The organism is Limosilactobacillus reuteri (assembly GCF_020785355.1).
Lineage (GTDB): Bacteria > Bacillota > Bacilli > Lactobacillales > Lactobacillaceae > Limosilactobacillus > Limosilactobacillus reuteri_I.
The window spans coordinates 21,101-39,271 of record NZ_JAJGVH010000064.1; the positions used below are offsets into that span (position 1 = coordinate 21,101).

The following is an 18,171-nucleotide window of genomic DNA, read 5'->3' on the forward strand; positions in this document are numbered from 1 at the left end:
GTCATTTGCAAGATGGAATTGCATATTACACCTGCTTTAGCATTATTGCGCGAGCACCATTTATTGGATCATGTTAGTAACTTGACTGATTTTACCGCAACTAGCGTGTCCTATGATTCACGGAAGGTAAAATCAGGAACTTTATTCTTTTGTAAAGGAAATTTTTTGCCTAAATACCTAGCATCTGCTAAAGAAAAAGGTGCGATTGCGTATGTGGCTGAAAAAGAATATCCAGAGGGCGAAGGATTGCCAGCTATTATCGTGAACGATGAACAAAAAGCAATGTCTTTACTGGGGGCAGCATTTTATGGCTATCCACAAAATGATTTGTTCATTATTGCGATTACAGGAACAAAAGGCAAAACAACAACGGCTTATTTTGCTGACCATATTTTAGCCCAAAGTACAGCTGATCATATTGCCCTTTTTTCAACGCTTGATCGGATTCTAGGCAATAAGCCGGAAGATAAATTTAAATCTGATTTGACTACTCCCGAATCCTTAGACCTTTTCCATGATATGCGCGTTGCCGTTGATAATGGGATGACGCACTTAGTAATGGAAGTATCATCGCAAGCATACAAGAAAAACCGGATTTATGGTTTGAAGTATGATGTTGGAATTTTCTTAAACATTTCGCCAGACCATATCGGACGAAATGAGCACCCAACTTTTGCTGATTATCTTCACTGCAAGGAACAATTATTAGTAAATTCTGCTAAATGCTTAATCAATGCAGAAACGGAAAAATTTATCGATGTTTATTACACGGCTAAGGCAACTACACAACCAGAGGACATTTTTTTATTTGCACGGCGAGGAGCAACCATCGAATTACCTGACAATGCCCAAATAGATTTTGAATATCGAAATGATTTAGAAGATCTTCATGAAAGTGAATTTGAGTTGACCGCCTTAACTGAGAAAGCAAAGCAGTTGAACTTAGATGGTCGTTATAAAACGAGTGTCCCTGGAGATTATAATGAAGGAAATGCGGTCGCTGCAATCATTGCCAGTGGATTAGCTGGGGCGAGTGCTAATGATGCCGTAAAAACATTAAATCATGTTCACATCCGTGGTCGAATGGAAATGATTAACAGTAATACCCATGGAACAATTTATGTTGATTATGCCCATAATTACGCTAGCTTGAAGCGACTCTTGGCATTCTTAAAACGACAAACTAATGCTGGCAAAGTAACAGTTGTCTTAGGAGCGACCGGTGATAAAGGTATTTCGCGCCGTCCAGGGTTTGGAAAAGCTTTAACTGAAGAACAACCAGATGAAGTAATTTTGACGACTGATGATCCAGGGTTTGAGGATCCGATGACTATTGCCCGGGAAATAGATTCTTATATTGATCATGATAAAGTAAAACATATTCAATTTGAAATGGACCGCGAAACGGCGATCAAAAAGGCAATTGACGGTAGTGAAAATGATGATATTGTAGTCCTTGCAGGGAAAGGTGAAGATCCTTATCAAAAAGTTAATGGGGAAGATGTCCCTTACCCAACTGATGTGAAGATTGCACGTGATTATATTAATGAACTAGAAAAATAAAGAGGAGTGGGGATCTAATGAGTGAACAACCTTTTGTTCCATTGATTCTAGGTAGTGATTTCAACGCTTACGGAATGGCACGGTCGATGTATGAAAAATATGGGATTAAGTCGCAATTATATGCTCGCCAACCATTGGCACCAACCCGTTATTCAAAAATTGTCGAGTTGCATTATAACGAACAATTACAATCACCAGAAGTGTTTACGAAGGTTTTAATTGAAGCGGCAGATGAGTTTGCTAAGCAAGGCAAGAAGACCGTTTTAATTAGTTGTGGGGATGACTATACTGAATTAGTTGCGAAAAACCGTAAAGAACTTTCGCAGCACATGTTCTGCCCGTATGCTGATTATGATGAAGTGGCAACATTAACGGATAAAGAGAAGTTCTACAATGTCTGTGAAAAGTATGGTTTGCCTTATCCTAAAACCGATATTTTAAAACCAGACCTTGATTATAAGAACTATAAATCACCATTTGAATTTCCAATTGCTTTAAAGGCTGCTGATGCGGTGCAATGGCATAAGGGAAACTTTGAAGGATACGAAAAGGCTTATATTATTAAGACACCAGAAAGATTAGCGGAAGTTCTGGAGATTATCTATGAGCATAGTCCATACAATGGGGACCTCGTTTTACAAGAATTTATTCCTGGTGATGATAGTAATATGCGGACCATCAATTGTTATGTCGATAAAGATCATAAGGTAAAGATGATGTGTCTCGGTCACCCGCTACTTGAAGATTGTAATCCAGCAAATGTTGGTAATTACGTTGCGATTATGCCAGCATATGACCAACAAATCTATGACAACATCAAGAATTTCCTTGAAAGCATTGAATTTACTGGATTTGTTAACTTTGATTTAAAATATGACCGTCGTGATGGCCAATTCAAGGTATTTGACCTCAATCCTCGCCAAGGTCGTAGTAGTTTCTTCGTTTCATTAAATGGCTATCAACTTGCTACTTTCCCCGTTGAAGATTACGTTTTTGATAGCTTAAAAGATCAAGAGACGATTTATGGAAACAAGGATGAAAGCAACTACAAGTTATGGCTTGGGGTTTCAAAAAAGACCTTCCTTCAGTATGCTAAAAATAACGAAATTAAAAAGCAGGCTGAGGAGCTTATTAAAGAAGGTCGTTATGGAACAACTTTCCATTATGACAAGGACATGAATTTCATGCGGTGGTTAATGGAACAACGGATTAATCATAACTATCAAAAGAACTTCGAAAAGTACTTTGTCGAAAAGAAATAAAAATTAAAAGAAGAGGCTGGAAAAACTTGTTTTTTCAACAGCCTCTTTATTTATACGAATATTGTTTAAGATATCGTGGAAATTAACCACAAGGCTCGAGGCTAAGTCCGAACGATAATCAGCCCGTGCCGTGCTAATCACCGTTCTATCCTTAGCCCACCGCCTTGTCGAGAAGGTTAATTTTCCACTCACATCTTTTTAATGTTATTAAATGTGAAAATAATATATTATTTATTATAAATAACTTTTCAGGTTTTATTACTAGTTGTATGATTAATAACAGTTAAATAAAGAAATTGAGGAATTATAATGAAAGCATTTCGTGAAGCAATGAGTTGGATTATTCCCATTTTAATCGGGTTAATAATCGCATTAGTAATTAAGCAGTTTTTCTTCCAAATTGTTCGGGTTGATGGACCATCCATGCAACCAAACTTACAAAATAATGAACGAGTATTTTGCTTGAAAACTGCCAAGATCCATCATGGAAGTGTCGTTGTATTTGATGCTAATGGTGTTGATCCGCAAGTATCGGTCAAGACTGATTATGTTAAGCGAGTAATTGGACTTCCTGGTGATACTGTTAGCTCTAAGAATGGAAACATTTATGTTAACGGCAAAAAGATTAATCAAGACTACATTAGTAAGAGTCAACGAACAACCGGAACTGGAAACTGGACACTGCGTAGTATCTCGGTTCAAAATAGTTGGTTAAAGAATAATGGTGCCACAAAAGTTCCGAAGGGTGAATACTTTGTTCTTGGGGACCACCGGAGCGTTTCCAATGATGGTCGTTACTGGGGATTTGTGCCTAAGAGTAAGATTGATGGGGTCGTAAAAGTTCCATCATGGACTGGGACAAAGACGACGCGCGAAAACGTTAATAAAGAATGGCAACACTTCTATGATAAGTAATAATTTAGTGGGTAAAAAATTCTGCAAGGAAGCTTTGAAATGGATTATCAAATTCGGCTAGCGACAATAGATGATCTACCAGCGATTGTCGACATATTTAATCAAGCTATTCCATTACAAGTCAATGATGAGAGTGCACCGATTGAGGTTGTTGATCGGCGTGAATGGTTTATGCAATTTGACAGTACTCATCCAATTTGGGTTGCGACAGTCAGTGAACAAGTGATCGCCTGGTGTGCCCTTGAGTATTTTTATCCGCATCCGGCCTATGATCATTCGGCACAGATAGCTATTTATATTCATGAAGATTATCGACGGCAACATCTTGGCCATGATTTATTAACATATGTGCAAAAACAAATTGAAGATCATTTAAATATAAGAACCGTAATTGCGTATATTTATATTGAAAATCAAGCAAGCTATCGTCTTTTTACCTCCTGCGGGTACAAAGAATGGGGTAAATTACCACAGATTTCTGAGATAAATGGTCAAATGCGGTCCCTTTATATGATGGGCAGAAATTTTAATTAAATTAGTAGAAGAACTTGATTGAGGTTGAACAATTTTAAGCTTTAACCTCTTTTTTGTTGATTTTATCAAGGCTTACCATTTTACATTTGTCAAAAAAATGACGACAATAGCTTTGTAGGGATAACTTGAAATGTGAAAGGATGGAGAACAATGATTTTAGATGAGATAATTACGCTTAATAGTGGTGTGAAAATTCCAAAGTTTGCATTAGGAACCTGGATGATTGATGATGACCAAGCAGCCGAAGCAGTTCGCAATGCAATTAAGATTGGTTACCGGCACATTGATACTGCTCAAGCATATGGAAATGAGCGGGGAGTTGGTGAAGGTGTCCGCACAGCTGGCATAGATCGAGATAAAATCTTTGTTACTTCAAAGGTGGCTGCCGAACACAAAGACTATGATGTAACCAAGAAGTCGATTGATGAAACTCTTGAAAAGATGGGGCTTGATTATATCGATATGATGATTATTCATAGTCCCCAACCATGGAAAGAAGTAAATCAGTCTGACAATCGATACCTTGAAGGAAATCTTGCGGCATGGCGGGCTATGGAAGATGCTGTAAGTGAAGGCAAGATTCGGACAATTGGGGTTTCTAATTTTGAAAAAGCCGATCTTGAAAATATTATCAAGAATAGCGATACCGTTCCCGCTGTTGATCAAGTTTTAGCTCATATTGGTCATACTCCATTCAATCTTTTATCATTTACTCATGAACACGACATTGCGGTTGAAGCATATTCACCAGTTGCTCACGGAGCGGCTTTGGACAATCCCGTAATTGAAAAGATGGCGAAAAAGTACAACGTTTCAGTTCCACAATTATGCATTCGATATGATTGGCAATTAGGAATGATTGTCTTACCAAAGACTGCTAATCCAGAGCATATGAAAGAAAATGCTGAAATCGATTTTGAAATTTCCGAAGCTGATATGGACCTATTACGGCGAGTAAAGCCATTAGACTACGGCGATTTTGATGTCTTCCCAGTTTATGGCGGAAAAATGTAAAATTAAATAAAAATGGCAGGTCTGTTTGAGTGCTGATTACATTCAAACAGGCGTGCCATTTTTTGAACTTAGGTTATTTTATATTCTTGACAAAAATTTTAGTTAGTTAAATCTTCGCCAATATTATATTTTATTTTTCCATCTCTTACAATTAAGAAACATCTATTTTGATCAGTGGGTGTCAATACCTTAAACGTAGACATAGAATCGAGCTTTTCATCTGCTATTGCTTGCGAAGCTTCTTGAATGTCTCGCACATAGCTATTCCATAATGACACTTGCCCGGAATTCATTGATTGGTATAGAGTACTATTCTGATCAAGCGTTGTCTCCCAACAAGCATCTTCTTCGTTCCATGCCCATTTGGTGTTACCAGTATCTGCTGTTATGAGATCACTATTTAAGGCTTCAGTTACTTTGACGATTGTGTTCTGTGTAGGCTTGCGTGAAATCTCGGAATCAACTTCTGGCTCAGCACTGCTTGTTTTGCTGCTTGACGAAATTTTACTAGTTTGTTCGGTACTAGCTGAGTTTTCTTCATCATCAGGAATAAAAATGTCTGAACCAACGAAGCCTATGACTAACATAATGATAGAGATGATTGTATATTTTTTACTCTTTTGATATTTTTCTTTGTCCTTCTCGCGATTAGTACGAAACCACATAATAGCAAAAATGATCACACAAATGAGGGCCCCTAGGAAGATTAAACTAAATAAGTCTCCTAAAATTTCCATGATATCCATAAGTTCCTCCTAAAATACACAAAATGGTCAATCAGCGTAGTTTAATGCGTCGATTGACCAATCAGTTTTTAGACACTTACAGTTTACCAAATTTCTTAGCTGTTGCATATGTTAGTCTTGGGAAGATTATTAAGAATTAATTGGAAACTAGGTAAGATTATTTAGCACTTAATTTGAATGTTCAAAGATCGGTGGGAATCAGATGCCAATTTAATTGCTGCTTCTAATTCATCCCATGGATAAACTTTTGTAACCATTTTTTTAATTTGAGCTTGGTATGTTGTCAAAATCTTAAATACGGTTGCAACATCCTTTGGGCGATATGAAATTCGAAGGTTTCAACTAACTTTCTTTTATTTGTTAGAGCTTATATTCCTTATTTTGATTTAAAGCATCTTGCATCATTAAAGCAACTTTTTCAGCTGATTTTTTCACAGTAAGTGTTTTAGCGTAGTTAACGTATTTTTGCCGGTTATCCTCTAGCTGTTGGGGATGAGTGTACCAGTAATCGATTCGTTTCGCTAGGCTTATTTCATCGCCAGCAGGAAATTTGTTGTACTCTGTAAGTGCGTATGAAACTGTTGAGGATAAAGGACTATCTGCAATAATTGGAACACATCCTGATGCAAAAGCTTCCATACAAGACATCCCCTCAACTTCCACATTCGCACAATGAACAATGAGATCGGCGTTGCGAGTCAATTGCTGTAATTCGTGTGGTGGATAATACTTCATAATAACTTTGCTAGAAATTTCCTGTGCTAATTGCGCATATTTTCCTTCTAAAGGACCTTTGCTCGCTAAAATAAGGTGCATGTTTTTACTATTGTGAACTTGTTTCATAGCTTTAAATAAAGTTTCTTGATTTTTTTCGTTTGAGTACCGCTCGATGCAAAGAATTGTAAGGGGAAATTATACTTTATGAGCCGTTCTTTTACTTTTAGGGTAGGACATTGGATTGCTGTACAGGTTTTGAATGACCAGTCTCGAAAAAGCCGCATAAGTTGGTCGTTAATAAGCGGTCGATCAAAAACAGGAACGGAAGCAGTCATATTTTCTGGATAAAGATGAAAGGTTCCCGTAACCGTTTTTCTGTATTCTTTAGCAATACTTCCCGCTCGCGCACCAAGAAAAAAAGGGGTGTCAAGATGGACGATGTCAGCCCACTGAACAGCTTTTTGAATGGTAGAATCAATTGGCTTGCCGAAGATATATCCTTGCTGCGAGATGAGTTTTGAAAACAAAACTGGTTTTATTCTGGGGACAGGATAATCAACCTTATTATCATTTGATGAGGTGGAAAGAATTCGAACCTCGTGACCAAACTGGCGAAGTTGTCTTGTAAAACGTTGCGTAGAAATGGCCATGCCGTTAGTAGTGTTAAAATAATCGTCAATTACCATTAGAATTTTCATTTTCTCCACCTTCTTTTTATTATTTTACCGCACTAAAATATAAAATTCTGTTAGCTAAGAGAAATGAACTTGATAATGCCCTTAATTATTTATCATACAAGTTAGATCATTTTGAAGATTATGTCATGCCTTTCTTAGAGAAAGAAGATTACTATGTATGAACTAAGAAAGAAAAAGATGCTTGATGATAAATCGAATAATTAATAAAAATTTTAGTTATCTGAAATGTCAATTTAAATTAGAAAAAGTACTTGCCTTGTAGTCGACTTGAAGGTTTATATTGTATATTGTTAATTAGATAAAACGTAAAGGAGCGGAAATAAATGAAAGCAGCCGTATTTATGGAACCCGGTAAGATGGAAGTTCATGAAGTTGAAAAGCCAACAATTCAAAAGCCAACTGATGCGATTTTGAAGATTGTTCGGGCTTGTGTGTGTGGATCTGATCTTTGGTGGTATCGTGGAATTGCCAATCGTGAAAAGGGATCATTAGTTGGTCACGAAGCAATTGCAATTGTTGAAGAAGTTGGATCGGACGTTAAAGATGTTAAACCCGGTGACTTTGTAATTGCACCATTTACTCATGGTTGTGGTCACTGTGCTGCTTGCTTAGCCGGCTTTGATGGTAACTGTATGAACCAAGAAGCTGGCGGCAATGGTGGTTACCAAGGCGAATATCTACGTTTTACAAATGCTAACTGGGCATTAGTAAAGATTCCTGGTCAACCATCAGACTACACAGACGAACAATTAAATGACCTTTTAACTTTAGCTGATGTTATGGCAACTGGTTACCACGCTGCCGCAAGTGCTGAAGTTAAAGGAGGTGATACTGTTGCCGTTATCGGTGACGGTGCTGTCGGCCTTTGTGGGGTAATTGGTGCTAAATTACGTGGGGCTAAGCGAATTATTGCTTTGAGTCACCACGAAGACCGGGCAAACCTTGCTAAGGAATTTGGGGCTACTGACATTGTTGCTGAACGTGGCGATGATGCGGTTAAGAAGGTTCTCGAATTAACTGATGGCAACGGGGTAGACGCGGTTCTTGAATGTGTTGGAGCTGTATCTGCGATTGAACAAGCTGGTAAATTAGCTCGCCCGGGTGCAATTATTGGTCGGGTTGGTGTTCCTCAAACTGAACCAGCATCTAACAATCTCTTCTGGAAGAACATTGGCCTTCGTGGTGGAATTGCATCTGTCACTACTTACGATCGTAATGTCCTTCTTGATGCTGTCTTAAAGGGTGAAATTCACCCAGGAAAGGTTTTCACAAAGCGTTTCAACCTTGATGAAATCCAAAAGGCATATGAGGCAATGGACAAGCGTGAAGCAATTAAATCATTAGTAATCGTAAGTGAATAAAAGCTAAAGTCTGAGACCAATAAATGGCTCGGACTTTTTGTGGTTTAAAGATAATTTTTAATGAGGAAGGCTTATGGATAAAAATGAAAAACTAATTAAGCGGGCAATGTGGTTTAACCGCTTGTCGTTTGTGCAAATTTTTCGTGAAACAATGATAATGTTATTCCCGGTTGCTTTAATTGGAACCATTGTTTGGATTATTAGTGATAATCTTTTAGCTTCTAATGGCTTTTTGGCGAATGTATTCTATATTCAGCAGTGGCTTCCAGAACGCCAATTTTTAAGGGCATTATTTAATGATGCAACAATGATAACCGTTGGCTGGTTAGCGTCCTATGCTGCATTTGTTAGTGCAATTATGACCACCCGCCGCTATCGACGAGAAAATCTAATCGCGGGTGTCTGTGCAATGATTAGCTATGTATTAATCTTTTATCATAGTGTTCGGGGTAGTCAGACGCTTGAAACGCGGTATTTTGGCGCAGGGTGGTTGATTATTGGAAGTCTTGTGGGTTATGTCATTGGATTGATTTTTGTGAAATGGGGCTATCATTTCACTTTGAGTGATATTCGCTTAGGGAGTAGGAAGTTAATGGCAAGAGTCTTACGAAATCTTAAGCCGTTTACAATTTCCTTTAGCGGGGCCTTCATCCTTCATACCCTATATGCAGTCTGGCGGACATTTAATCTTGACGCAATCACGACCCAAAACATTTCTTCACTAATTGGCCGTCATAGTAATTATTTTCTTAATATCACTTTATCATTTTTCAATACACTTTTAGTTTGGCTAGGATTTGCGGAACCAGTTAACATTACTAATGATGCTTATAGTAATGAGGTCCGAAATAATCTAATCTATGCTTTAACCCATAAGTCATTTGCTGTTCCGTATCCTTTTACGCTGTCATCTTTATATAATGGCTTTGCTAACTTTGGCGGAATTGGCGTTACCTTAGCATTAGTCATTGGTATTTTATGGGTCGGCCGACAGAATAATCAGCAAGAAATAGCGAAGTTAAGTGTTTTTCCTGCAATCTTTAATCATGGATTACCAATCTTATTTGGCTCGCGTGTTTTCCTTAATCCAGTTTATGTTTTTCCGTTTATCCTTTTGCCAATCGCTAATATGTTGGTTGCGAGTGTATTTATCTTTATTCATGCGATTCCGCCAATTGTTTATCCAGTCCCCAATGGTACACCTGGAATCCTGATCCCATTCATTGGAACTGGTGGAGATTGGCGAGCCCTTTTAATCTCAATCTTATTAGTGATTATGGATATAATAATTTATATTCCTTTTATCAAATTAGCATTTGCAGTTGAGGAACGTTTGGTGAAAGAGCAGGAGGAATTTCAAAATGAAGATAAGTAAACGCCATAAGATTATCATCGTTTCCTCGATTATTATTCTTGTGCTTTTAACAGCTGTTTCCTATTGCTGGTCCCGAAAAAGTGTTAGTGTTCTTGAAAAGCGGCAACAATCGCAAATGTCTCCAGTAATTATGATTCCAGGAAGTAGCGCGACTGTTAATCGGTTTGATACGCTGGTGACAAAAATTAACCAACGTGACCGGCAGAATCATAGCTTGCTAAAAGTTAAAGTCTATAACAATGGTCAAATCACTTATACTGGACGGATCAGGCAAGGCGATAATGAACCTTTTATTGTTGTCGGATTCGAAAATAATCATGATGGCTATAGTAACATCAAAAAGCAAGCCCGCATGTTTAATACGGCCTTTAATCAGTTAAAAGCACAATACAACTTTAATAATTTCAAGGGTATTGGTCATTCTAATGGTGGACTAATCTATACCTATTTCTTAGAACACTATTTTAATGAGCGACAAATTCGGATAAAGCGACTAATGACAATCGGAACACCATATAACTTTGCGGAACCTTCAAAGCGGCGGACGCAAATGCTAACTGATTTCATTAAAAATCGTAAAAAATTACCCAGCAACCTGACGATGTACTCGATTGCTGGGTCGGAAAATTATGTTGAAGATGGGTTAGTGCCATTAAGTAGTGTGCTTGCTGGTAAATATATTTATCAAGGAGAAGTTCGTCATTATACGCAAATTACAGTGACGGGAAAACTAGCTCAACATTCAGCGCTGCCACAAAATCAAGAAGTCTTAAGCTTGATTAGAAGGTATATTTTAAATTCGCATCCTGAACGTGCACGACCAAATAATTAGTTAAAAAGATTTATAAAACGTCATGGCTTAGAAGTCACGGCGTTTTTCTTTTAAATTGTAGTCATTTTTAAAGCGATTTCATTCTATAATAAAAGTATCTTTGGTAAGGATATCTAAAGTTGAAAGGAGTTAGGATTATGACCCAGACATTTATTAACGGTAAAATCTTTGTTGGTGATACTGAGGATCATTTTGTTAATAGCATGGTAGTTGAAGATGGAACGGTTAAACGAATTGGTGATAATTTACCTAATGAAGGCAAAGTTATTGATCTGCAAGGACAAACAGTTTTGCCAGGATTAATTGACTGTCATACACATCCTAAATATATCGCTGATGCCCTCCATGGTGTTGCTTGTACCCCGCCAAATGTTAATAGTATCAAGGAAATGCAAGAAGCACTTCGCAACTCTCCTGCATATGGTCAAGGCGAAGATGTGTGGATTGAAGGTTGGGGTTTTGATGAGACAAAATTAGCAGAACATCGGAGTCCTAACCGTGATGATTTAGATGCTGTGTCAACAACGCAACCAATCTTTATTTATCGCTCTGACTGTCACTCTTCTGTTGGCAATTCTAAAGCCTTGGAACTTGCAGGAATTGATGAAAATACGCCTGACCCGGTTGGTGGGAAAATTGAACGATTTGCTGATGGACGACCAACTGGTTTTATGCGCGAAGTAGCTGCCTCGCAACTTCTTATTCGGGCTAAATCGGCACAGAGCTATGAGAATGACGTAGCTAATATGGTTAATAGTTCCGAACACTATCTTAAAGAAGGAATTGTGGCAATTGGTGAAATGATGGGCCGGATGAAGCCATATACTTCTTTAAAACTATACCAAGATGCAGTTAAACAAGGGTTTGGTCCTAAAGCTTCGATCTACTATGTCTTTAATGAAATTGATCCGCAGGTTGGACTGCAACCAAGCGGGGATGAAAAACTCCGCGTTGCTGGAATTAAAGTCTTTATGGATGGGAGTATTTCTGGTGAAACGGCCTATAATACTGATCCGTATCCATCGGGAAAAATGGGAGTTAGTTTAACTTCAGTGGAAAAGCTTAAGCGAGCAGTTAAGATGGCGCGTGATAATAAGCTTCAACTAGCTGTGCATGCGATGGGCGATAAAGCAATTCAAACAGTAATTGATGTAACAAAAGATATGAAGCCGTGGCTAACAACGATGCCATCCGTACGAATTGAACACGCATCTTTAATGACTGATCAAATGTTTGCAGAAATTGCCAATAGTGAAATGAACTATGCGTTAGTCACACAACCAATCTTTTTCTTTGCGGAGGATGAATCCTATCGTCATTATCTTTCACCGGCCCAGTTTAAATTAGCTTACCGCGTCAAAACAATGCTGAATTCTCAAGCAATGTTAGGGTTAAGTTCTGATGCTCCATGTACGCCATGGGCAGAGCCTGATAGTCCGTTTTATAGTATTTATGCGGCTGTAACGAGAAGGGCAGCTAATGACGATGTTGTTAATGCAGAAGAAGCAATTACGGTTCCACAAGCTATTCTTGGTTATACTCGGGATGGTGCTAAGATTGGCGGCTTTGATGATAATGGAACCCTTGAAGTAGGAAAGGCCGCGGACTTTGTTATCTTAAATGATGATATCTTTACAGTTACTCATAGCGAACTTAAAAATATTCACGTTAATGAAACCTGGATGGCGGGGAAGAGAGTTAAATAGAAAGTAGAAGTGATGCTAGGGAAAATCCTTAACATCACTTTTTAAATTAAATTAGATTTTTGCAAAAACTTGCGTAATTTTTTTAGTCCTGTTTCTAACTCATCAAGTGACTTATTTGCGGACAATGAAACACGGAGAAAATGGTCATTTGAAGAAGCGTTAATTTGAAAACGATCAGAGCCAAAACAACGGATATTTATATTAGCAAGGGCTTGTTCGACTTTGGCTGTATTTTGAACATTTTTAAGTGGTAATCGACGAAAAAAGGCATAATCGGTTAATTGGTTTGTAGGAGCAGTCGGGAAATATTGTTCAAAAAGGATATTAGCTTGTTTGGCAAGGGTGACTTTATTTTGAATGATTTGTTGGACGACATGCTCTTTTATTGCCATGGATGCAATTGCTGTATTGAGTGTTGATGTTTTGACTGTTGTATTAAAGAAGCCATTTTTAATTTGCTGGGCTAATTGTGCTGGAAAAACTAGATAACCAACACGGAGTCCTGATGCAAGAACTTTTGACATGCTGCAAACGTAACAAGTCTGGTCTGGTAGTAATTCCATTATTTTGGGCGGCCGTTCTGGATTGAGTTTACTGAGAAAACTTAAGTAGTCATCTTCAATTATTTTTAGCCCATATTCTTGCGCAAGCATTGCGATTTCTTTCCGGCGAGCTATCGAGAGAACAGCGCCAGTCGGGTTACTATATTCCGGCATGATATAAAGGCCAGCTAGATTATTGTTTTGACAAGCGTGTTTTAATGCTTCAATATTCATCCCGCCTTGATCATTTTTTATTGCTACTAAATGGAGATTATTTAGTTGCGCGGTTGCAATCAGGTTGGCATAGGTAAATTCGTCGACAGCAATTTTATCGCCACTTGAAAATAAGGTCATTAACAGTAATGTAAGTGAGTTTTCTCCTCCCGCTGTAATAAGGATATGCTGAGTAGGAGTTAATCTCACACCAAGCCAGTCAAGATAATGCCGAAAAGCCTCCTTATCAATCGGACGCCCAGTTGGTGAATCATAGGTTAGAAGTTGCGAGGCGCCTTGTTTAACGGTGTTGCTAAGAATATTGTCAAGGAGGTGGTTTGTCTGTTCAAAGGAAGCAACAAAGCCAAGGTCGATGGTACGGGTCAAAGGAGAATTGGCAGTTAACGGATCGATACCATTTGAGTTAACAAAAGTTCCTTTACCGTGAATTCCATAAGTTAATCCAAGTTGCGCACTTAATTTGTAAGTACGAGTAACGGTGGTGAAATTAATGTCGAGATAATCGGCGAGTTCACGTTGCGGAGGCAGTTTCGTTCCGGGTGTAAGAATTCCACGCTCAATCGCTGATTTTAGTTGGTCAAGCAAGCTCTTATAAATTGGTCGCGTCAGCTTATTTTTGTCGGGGTACCAGGTAAGCTGATAGTGGGAGAAATCATTAATGGGCATAGTTAATCACTCCAATATTGTAATCCATACAATTAATTCCTTGTATGGATAAAATACTCCTGTTTAAAATAAATTCAAGTTATTTTAAGGAGGGAGAATTCGACCATGAGAAAGGAAGTACGTTACGCTTTTCAAAAAACTAGTCCGGTAATGCTTGGCTTTTTATTTTTAGGCGCCAGCTATGGGATATATATGCATAAACTGGGCTTTAATTTTTTATATCCGTTATTAATGGCTGCGACCATTTTTGCTGGATCAGTCGAATTTGTAATTGGTAATCTTTTAGTCCAGAGTTTTCAGCCATTGACTGTTCTTATTTTAACTGCCCTTGTTAATTCACGACATATTTTTTATGGCATTACGATGTTAAAAAAATATTCCAATACGGGAAAGTTAAAGCCGATTCTTATTTTCGGAATGTGTGATGAGTCTTTTTCCTTAAATGCAACGTTAAAAGTACCAGCTGGCCTCGATCGCTCATATGTTTATTTTTACATAACCGCGTTCAACTATTTTAGTTGGGTAGTTGGTGCAGGCTTAGGCGGACTTCTTGGTGGGATGATTAATCTCAACTTAGCTGGTTTAGATTTTGTAATGACGGCGCTTTTCATTGTTTTGTTTACAGAACAGTTGAAAAATGCCCGAACTCAGCGTGATGCTCTGATTGGTTTAGTATTTGCAATTATTTGTTTACTATTTTGTAACAAAAATGCTTTCCTATTAGTGACATTAGTAACACTTGTCGCGCTGTTTTCATTAAATTATTTAATCACGAGGAGAAAAAATGACATTAACTGAACAAATTATTTCAATTTTAATCGCCGCAGTTGTAACTATGGCGACTCGCTTTATTCCGTTTCTGATTTTTGACCAGTCAAAAGAATTATCACCTTACTTGGAAGAACTGGGGAAATTCCTCCCAGCAGCAATCATGGGAGTATTAGTAATCTATTGTTATCGGAATATTTCTTTTGCTGAGCCTAGTAAGGCATTATTAGAAATCGTTGCCGGCTTAGTAACATTATTTATTCACCTTTGGAAAAGAAATATGCCACTATCAATCTTAGTCGGAACTGGCTTTTATATGGTAATGCTGAATTTGTTTTAATGAAGCTGAATTATGATTCGTGTAAATTAAGAGTCGTAGTTTAGTTTTTTTTAGTTATAATATTCTTGAATAAAAAGGGGCGAGCTAAAATGACAGCATTAACTGAAAATATGTTTGCAATCTTTGACCAACCAGAATTTTCCTTTAAGAAGATTAAAGAAACTCATTCACCAGAAGAAGTTGCAGACCTAAAAGAGAAGTTTAAAGCAGTTTGGCAAGTGTGGAAGAAGGTAAATCAAACTGTCGCTAGTCAACTACCAACGGGTGAATTTGCGAAGGTTCACGTTGAGAGTTGGACGAATGGCTGGAACCTGCGTGATCATTACTGGGCCTCTTATCGTTTAGCATTATTAGCAGACTATAATCCCTGTATTGGGGTGATGCTTGATAAAAAACAGTTACAGGTCTACCTCATGTTTCAACATTATAAGAGTGAACAACGACAAAGTACGCCAGATGAATACAACAAATTACTGGATAAAGTACCAGAATGGGCTGATAATATTGACGCCACTCACTGGTATCTTTGGGATAAGGATGAGATGGAATTTTCTGATCATCTGTCACTGTCTAAATATCTTAATAATCATGATGTTCAGCAACAGTTTAATACTGAGGCCCGACAAACAAGTTTCTTACTTGGAAAGTTTGCATTTCGGGGAAAAGATCAAGTTGATGATATGGAAGAATATATCAGTTCAGTTATTAGGCAACTTACACCATTATATGAAGAATTGAAGTGAAGATAAGATAGAGACACGAATTTTATATTTTCTGAAACTGCGGGTGTACTAAATGAAAATTCGGCAGGGTTATTAAATGAGTTAATATAATTATGCTATAATTATACCGAGGTGTTTTATATGCAATATAAACCAGTAAAAGCGCGAAAACAAGGGACATCTTTAACATTAACTATTCCTGCTCAATTTAAGGTAAGTGAAAATGCATTATTCGAACCTAGGTTAAAAGATGATGGAACAATTATGTATTCTCCTATTGCCAGTTCCGAAGATATTGAACATGATCGGAAAATGATTGAAGCATCTTTTGCTAGTGATAAGTTATTTACTTCCGAAGAAATGAAAGAACGTTTTGGTAAGTATGGTTGGGGAAAACATGAAGATTAGGTATACACGTCAATTTGGGGATTCCTTAGAACAAATTATTGATTATTGGCAAGATAAATTACAATTATCTTCAACAACCATTAGCCGTTTTACAGGCCATATCAGTCAAAAGATAGATTTATTAAAAGATTTTCCGAAAATGGGAACTGATATAACAGACCTGTATCAGCTTGATCAAACTACATATCGTTTATTGATTGGACATAGTTACGAAATTTTCTATCGAATAGATAAAGAAAATAATTCTATTGTAGTTGGATCGATTTTTAGCACGTCGCAAGTGAAAGTAAAGTTTTGAAAAGGGTACCAGAAGTTAGTCATAATTGGCGCTATCAGCTCTGGCTTTTCTTTACTAAAATTAGGTGTCAACCACCACTAACTTTAGTCAGTAGTGGTTGACCCAACACGAGATATAGTAGTTTTTGCTAATTAATTCGTTTAATAATCTAACCTAGACCAATTAGCCGAATAAATGAAGAAATTATTTTTATAAGGAGAAGCGCAGAATTGCGGTTAATTACTGCAATTCTGCGCTTTCAAGTTTCAATTGGATGGCTCTTTTATGTTATGGCAGACTAAAAAATTACTTAATAATTTCTTGATAATCATGTTCATCGGTATCACCTTCAGTATTAATAATAAGAATCCGTGAAGATGAATCGAGGTTAAGAAGTTGTCGATATTTTAGGTTATGAACAGCAGCATTAAGAAAAGCAAAAGATGCTACACCTGATTCTCCTGATACAATTACAGGATCAGACCCATCTGGATAAGCTAAAGTGCGCATTCCGGCGATAGCAACATCATCTGTTAATGTGCCATAAAAACTAGCTGTTTCTTTTATAATAGGGAATGAAATAGAGCTAGGAGTTTGACAGTTAAGACCTGCCATAATAGTTTTTGGTGATCCGGATACAGTATGAGCTTTCCCATCTGCTTTTTGGGCAGAAAGGAAATAACATGCAACTGTTGAAGGTTCAACAATAATTACAGTTGGACGGTAATTAATCGGCAAGCTACTAAATAATGCGTTAATAATGCCCGATGATAATTGTCCAACTCCTGCTTGTAAGAAAAGATGAGTTGGATAATTATTCTTAGTTAACTGATCAAGTATTTCAGTCACAATAATTGAATAACCAGCAGATATTTCTTGAGGGATTTCGGTGTAATCTTGCCAGGCCATATCTTGGATTAAAATACCATGGGGGTCATTCTGTGCTAATTTATTAGCGTATTGAACGGTATCGTCATAGTTTTTATCTGTAATCTCAACTTGACTATTATTAAATTGCGCGATATGTTTGGCCCGAAGTTTGGTTGAGCCAGCAGGCATTTTTATTACCGAATGAGTACCAAGTTTTGCAGCTGCCCATGCAATCCCACGACCATGATTACCATCAGTGGCAGTATAGAAAGTTAAAGTATTAGCTATATTTTTAACTGTTGGTGATTGAAGTTGTTGATATGTCAACTTATTTAATGGAAGACCGGCTCTTTTAGCAATACAACAAGCCATTGCAAAGAAACCACCTGTTGCCTTAAATGCCTTTAAACGTGAATCAAAGCGTTGTGCTTCATCCTTAATGTAGACCTTACCTAAGTTGTTTTTGTGTGCAAAATGTTTTAATTCTACTAATGGAGTGGGTCGGTAAAAAGGAACTGACTGATAAAAATTAGTAGCGATATTAATTAGCGGATCATTTGGAAATTCTTTATCTAATAGTGAAAATGGAGATTTAATCAATTGAATATTTGTCATTTAATA

General features: G+C 37.5%; 19 protein-coding genes. 14 read left to right on the forward strand and 5 right to left on the reverse strand.

Annotated features, from left to right (window positions below):
• The first annotated feature begins 12 nt into the window (after positions 1-12).
• From LMB56_RS03285 to LMB56_RS03305, 5 genes are all read left to right on the forward strand, one after another.
• Positions 13-1,563 (forward strand): UDP-N-acetylmuramoyl-L-alanyl-D-glutamate--2,6-diaminopimelate ligase, encoded by a 1,551-nt coding sequence (locus LMB56_RS03285; protein WP_229284128.1) that lies wholly within the window; start codon positions 13-15, stop codon positions 1,561-1,563.
• Between the two features lie 17 nt (positions 1,564-1,580).
• Positions 1,581-2,825 (forward strand): carboxylate--amine ligase, encoded by a 1,245-nt coding sequence (locus LMB56_RS03290; protein WP_229284129.1) that lies wholly within the window; start codon positions 1,581-1,583, stop codon positions 2,823-2,825.
• 309 nt (positions 2,826-3,134) lie between these two features.
• Positions 3,135-3,740, forward strand: coding sequence for a signal peptidase I (gene lepB / locus LMB56_RS03295; RefSeq protein WP_003665211.1), 606 nt, complete (start codon positions 3,135-3,137; stop codon positions 3,738-3,740).
• Positions 3,741-3,779: 39 nt separating this feature from the next.
• Positions 3,780-4,274 carry a GNAT family N-acetyltransferase gene (locus LMB56_RS03300; protein WP_229284130.1) on the forward strand — a complete coding sequence of 165 codons (495 nt, stop codon included), beginning with the start codon at positions 3,780-3,782 and terminating at the stop codon, positions 4,272-4,274.
• 150 nt (positions 4,275-4,424) lie between these two features.
• Positions 4,425-5,288 carry an aldo/keto reductase gene (locus LMB56_RS03305; protein WP_229284131.1) on the forward strand — a complete coding sequence of 288 codons (864 nt, stop codon included), beginning with the start codon at positions 4,425-4,427 and terminating at the stop codon, positions 5,286-5,288.
• Positions 5,289-5,386: 98 nt separating this feature from the next.
• On the opposite strand, the gene LMB56_RS03310 is transcribed toward LMB56_RS03305, so the two are convergent.
• The 3 genes from LMB56_RS03310 to LMB56_RS03320 form a co-directional block, all read right to left on the reverse strand.
• Positions 5,387-6,034 (reverse strand): pilin, encoded by a 648-nt coding sequence (locus LMB56_RS03310; RefSeq protein WP_229284132.1) that lies wholly within the window; start codon positions 6,032-6,034, stop codon positions 5,387-5,389.
• Positions 6,035-6,394: 360 nt separating this feature from the next.
• Entirely contained in the window at positions 6,395-6,877 is a 483-nt protein-coding gene (locus LMB56_RS03315; RefSeq protein WP_229284133.1) for a glycosyltransferase, read from the reverse strand.
• Positions 6,874-7,449 (reverse strand): glycosyltransferase, encoded by a 576-nt coding sequence (locus LMB56_RS03320; RefSeq protein WP_229284134.1) that lies wholly within the window; start codon positions 7,447-7,449, stop codon positions 6,874-6,876. The genes LMB56_RS03315 and LMB56_RS03320 overlap by 4 nt, the downstream gene beginning before the upstream one ends.
• A 323-nt stretch (positions 7,450-7,772) precedes the next feature.
• On the opposite strand from LMB56_RS03320, the gene LMB56_RS03325 reads away from it, so the two are divergent.
• The 4 genes from LMB56_RS03325 to LMB56_RS03340 all read left to right on the forward strand — a co-directional run bounded on the left by LMB56_RS03325 (position 7,773) and on the right by LMB56_RS03340 (position 12,723).
• Positions 7,773-8,810 (forward strand): zinc-dependent alcohol dehydrogenase family protein, encoded by a 1,038-nt coding sequence (locus LMB56_RS03325; protein ID WP_229284135.1) that lies wholly within the window; start codon positions 7,773-7,775, stop codon positions 8,808-8,810.
• A gap of 73 nt (positions 8,811-8,883) precedes the next feature.
• Positions 8,884-10,185 (forward strand): PTS transporter subunit EIIC, encoded by a 1,302-nt coding sequence (locus LMB56_RS03330; RefSeq protein WP_229284136.1) that lies wholly within the window; start codon positions 8,884-8,886, stop codon positions 10,183-10,185.
• A complete protein-coding gene (locus LMB56_RS03335) occupies positions 10,172-11,017 on the forward strand; it encodes an alpha/beta hydrolase (protein WP_122481663.1) in 846 nt (281 codons plus the stop codon). Before LMB56_RS03330 ends, LMB56_RS03335 begins: the two co-directional genes overlap by 14 nt.
• A gap of 137 nt (positions 11,018-11,154) precedes the next feature.
• Complete coding sequence (locus LMB56_RS03340) at positions 11,155-12,723, forward strand: amidohydrolase (RefSeq protein WP_229284137.1); 1,569 nt, start codon at positions 11,155-11,157, stop codon at positions 12,721-12,723.
• Positions 12,724-12,764: 41 nt separating this feature from the next.
• Here the strand turns inward: LMB56_RS03340 and LMB56_RS03345 are convergent, their stop codons facing one another.
• The gene (locus tag LMB56_RS03345) at positions 12,765-14,165 is read right to left on the reverse strand and encodes an aminotransferase-like domain-containing protein (protein ID WP_229284138.1); all 1,401 of its coding nucleotides are present in this window, start codon (positions 14,163-14,165) and stop codon (positions 12,765-12,767) included.
• Positions 14,166-14,270: 105 nt separating this feature from the next.
• On the opposite strand from LMB56_RS03345, the gene LMB56_RS03350 reads away from it, so the two are divergent.
• From LMB56_RS03350 to LMB56_RS03370, 5 genes are all read left to right on the forward strand, one after another.
• On the forward strand, positions 14,271-14,963 hold the full coding sequence (locus LMB56_RS03350) for an AzlC family ABC transporter permease (RefSeq protein ID WP_122481644.1): 693 nt from the start codon (positions 14,271-14,273) through the stop codon (positions 14,961-14,963).
• Positions 14,950-15,273: a branched-chain amino acid transporter permease gene (locus LMB56_RS03355; protein WP_003669460.1), complete on the forward strand. Its 324-nt coding sequence runs from the start codon at positions 14,950-14,952 to the stop codon at positions 15,271-15,273. The genes LMB56_RS03350 and LMB56_RS03355 overlap by 14 nt, the downstream gene beginning before the upstream one ends.
• Positions 15,274-15,362: 89 nt before the next feature.
• Complete coding sequence (locus tag LMB56_RS03360) at positions 15,363-16,016, forward strand: glucose-6-phosphate 1-dehydrogenase family protein (RefSeq protein ID WP_229284139.1); 654 nt, start codon at positions 15,363-15,365, stop codon at positions 16,014-16,016.
• Between the two features lie 120 nt (positions 16,017-16,136).
• Positions 16,137-16,403 (forward strand): toxin-antitoxin system, encoded by a 267-nt coding sequence (locus LMB56_RS03365; RefSeq protein WP_229284140.1) that lies wholly within the window; start codon positions 16,137-16,139, stop codon positions 16,401-16,403.
• Positions 16,378-16,701: a type II toxin-antitoxin system RelE/ParE family toxin gene (locus LMB56_RS03370; protein ID WP_229284141.1), complete on the forward strand. Its 324-nt coding sequence runs from the start codon at positions 16,378-16,380 to the stop codon at positions 16,699-16,701. Before LMB56_RS03365 ends, LMB56_RS03370 begins: the two co-directional genes overlap by 26 nt.
• A gap of 285 nt (positions 16,702-16,986) precedes the next feature.
• On the opposite strand, the gene LMB56_RS03375 is transcribed toward LMB56_RS03370, so the two are convergent.
• On the reverse strand, positions 16,987-18,165 hold the full coding sequence (locus tag LMB56_RS03375) for a diaminopropionate ammonia-lyase (protein ID WP_229284142.1): 1,179 nt from the start codon (positions 18,163-18,165) through the stop codon (positions 16,987-16,989).
• Positions 18,166-18,171 lie beyond the last annotated feature (6 nt).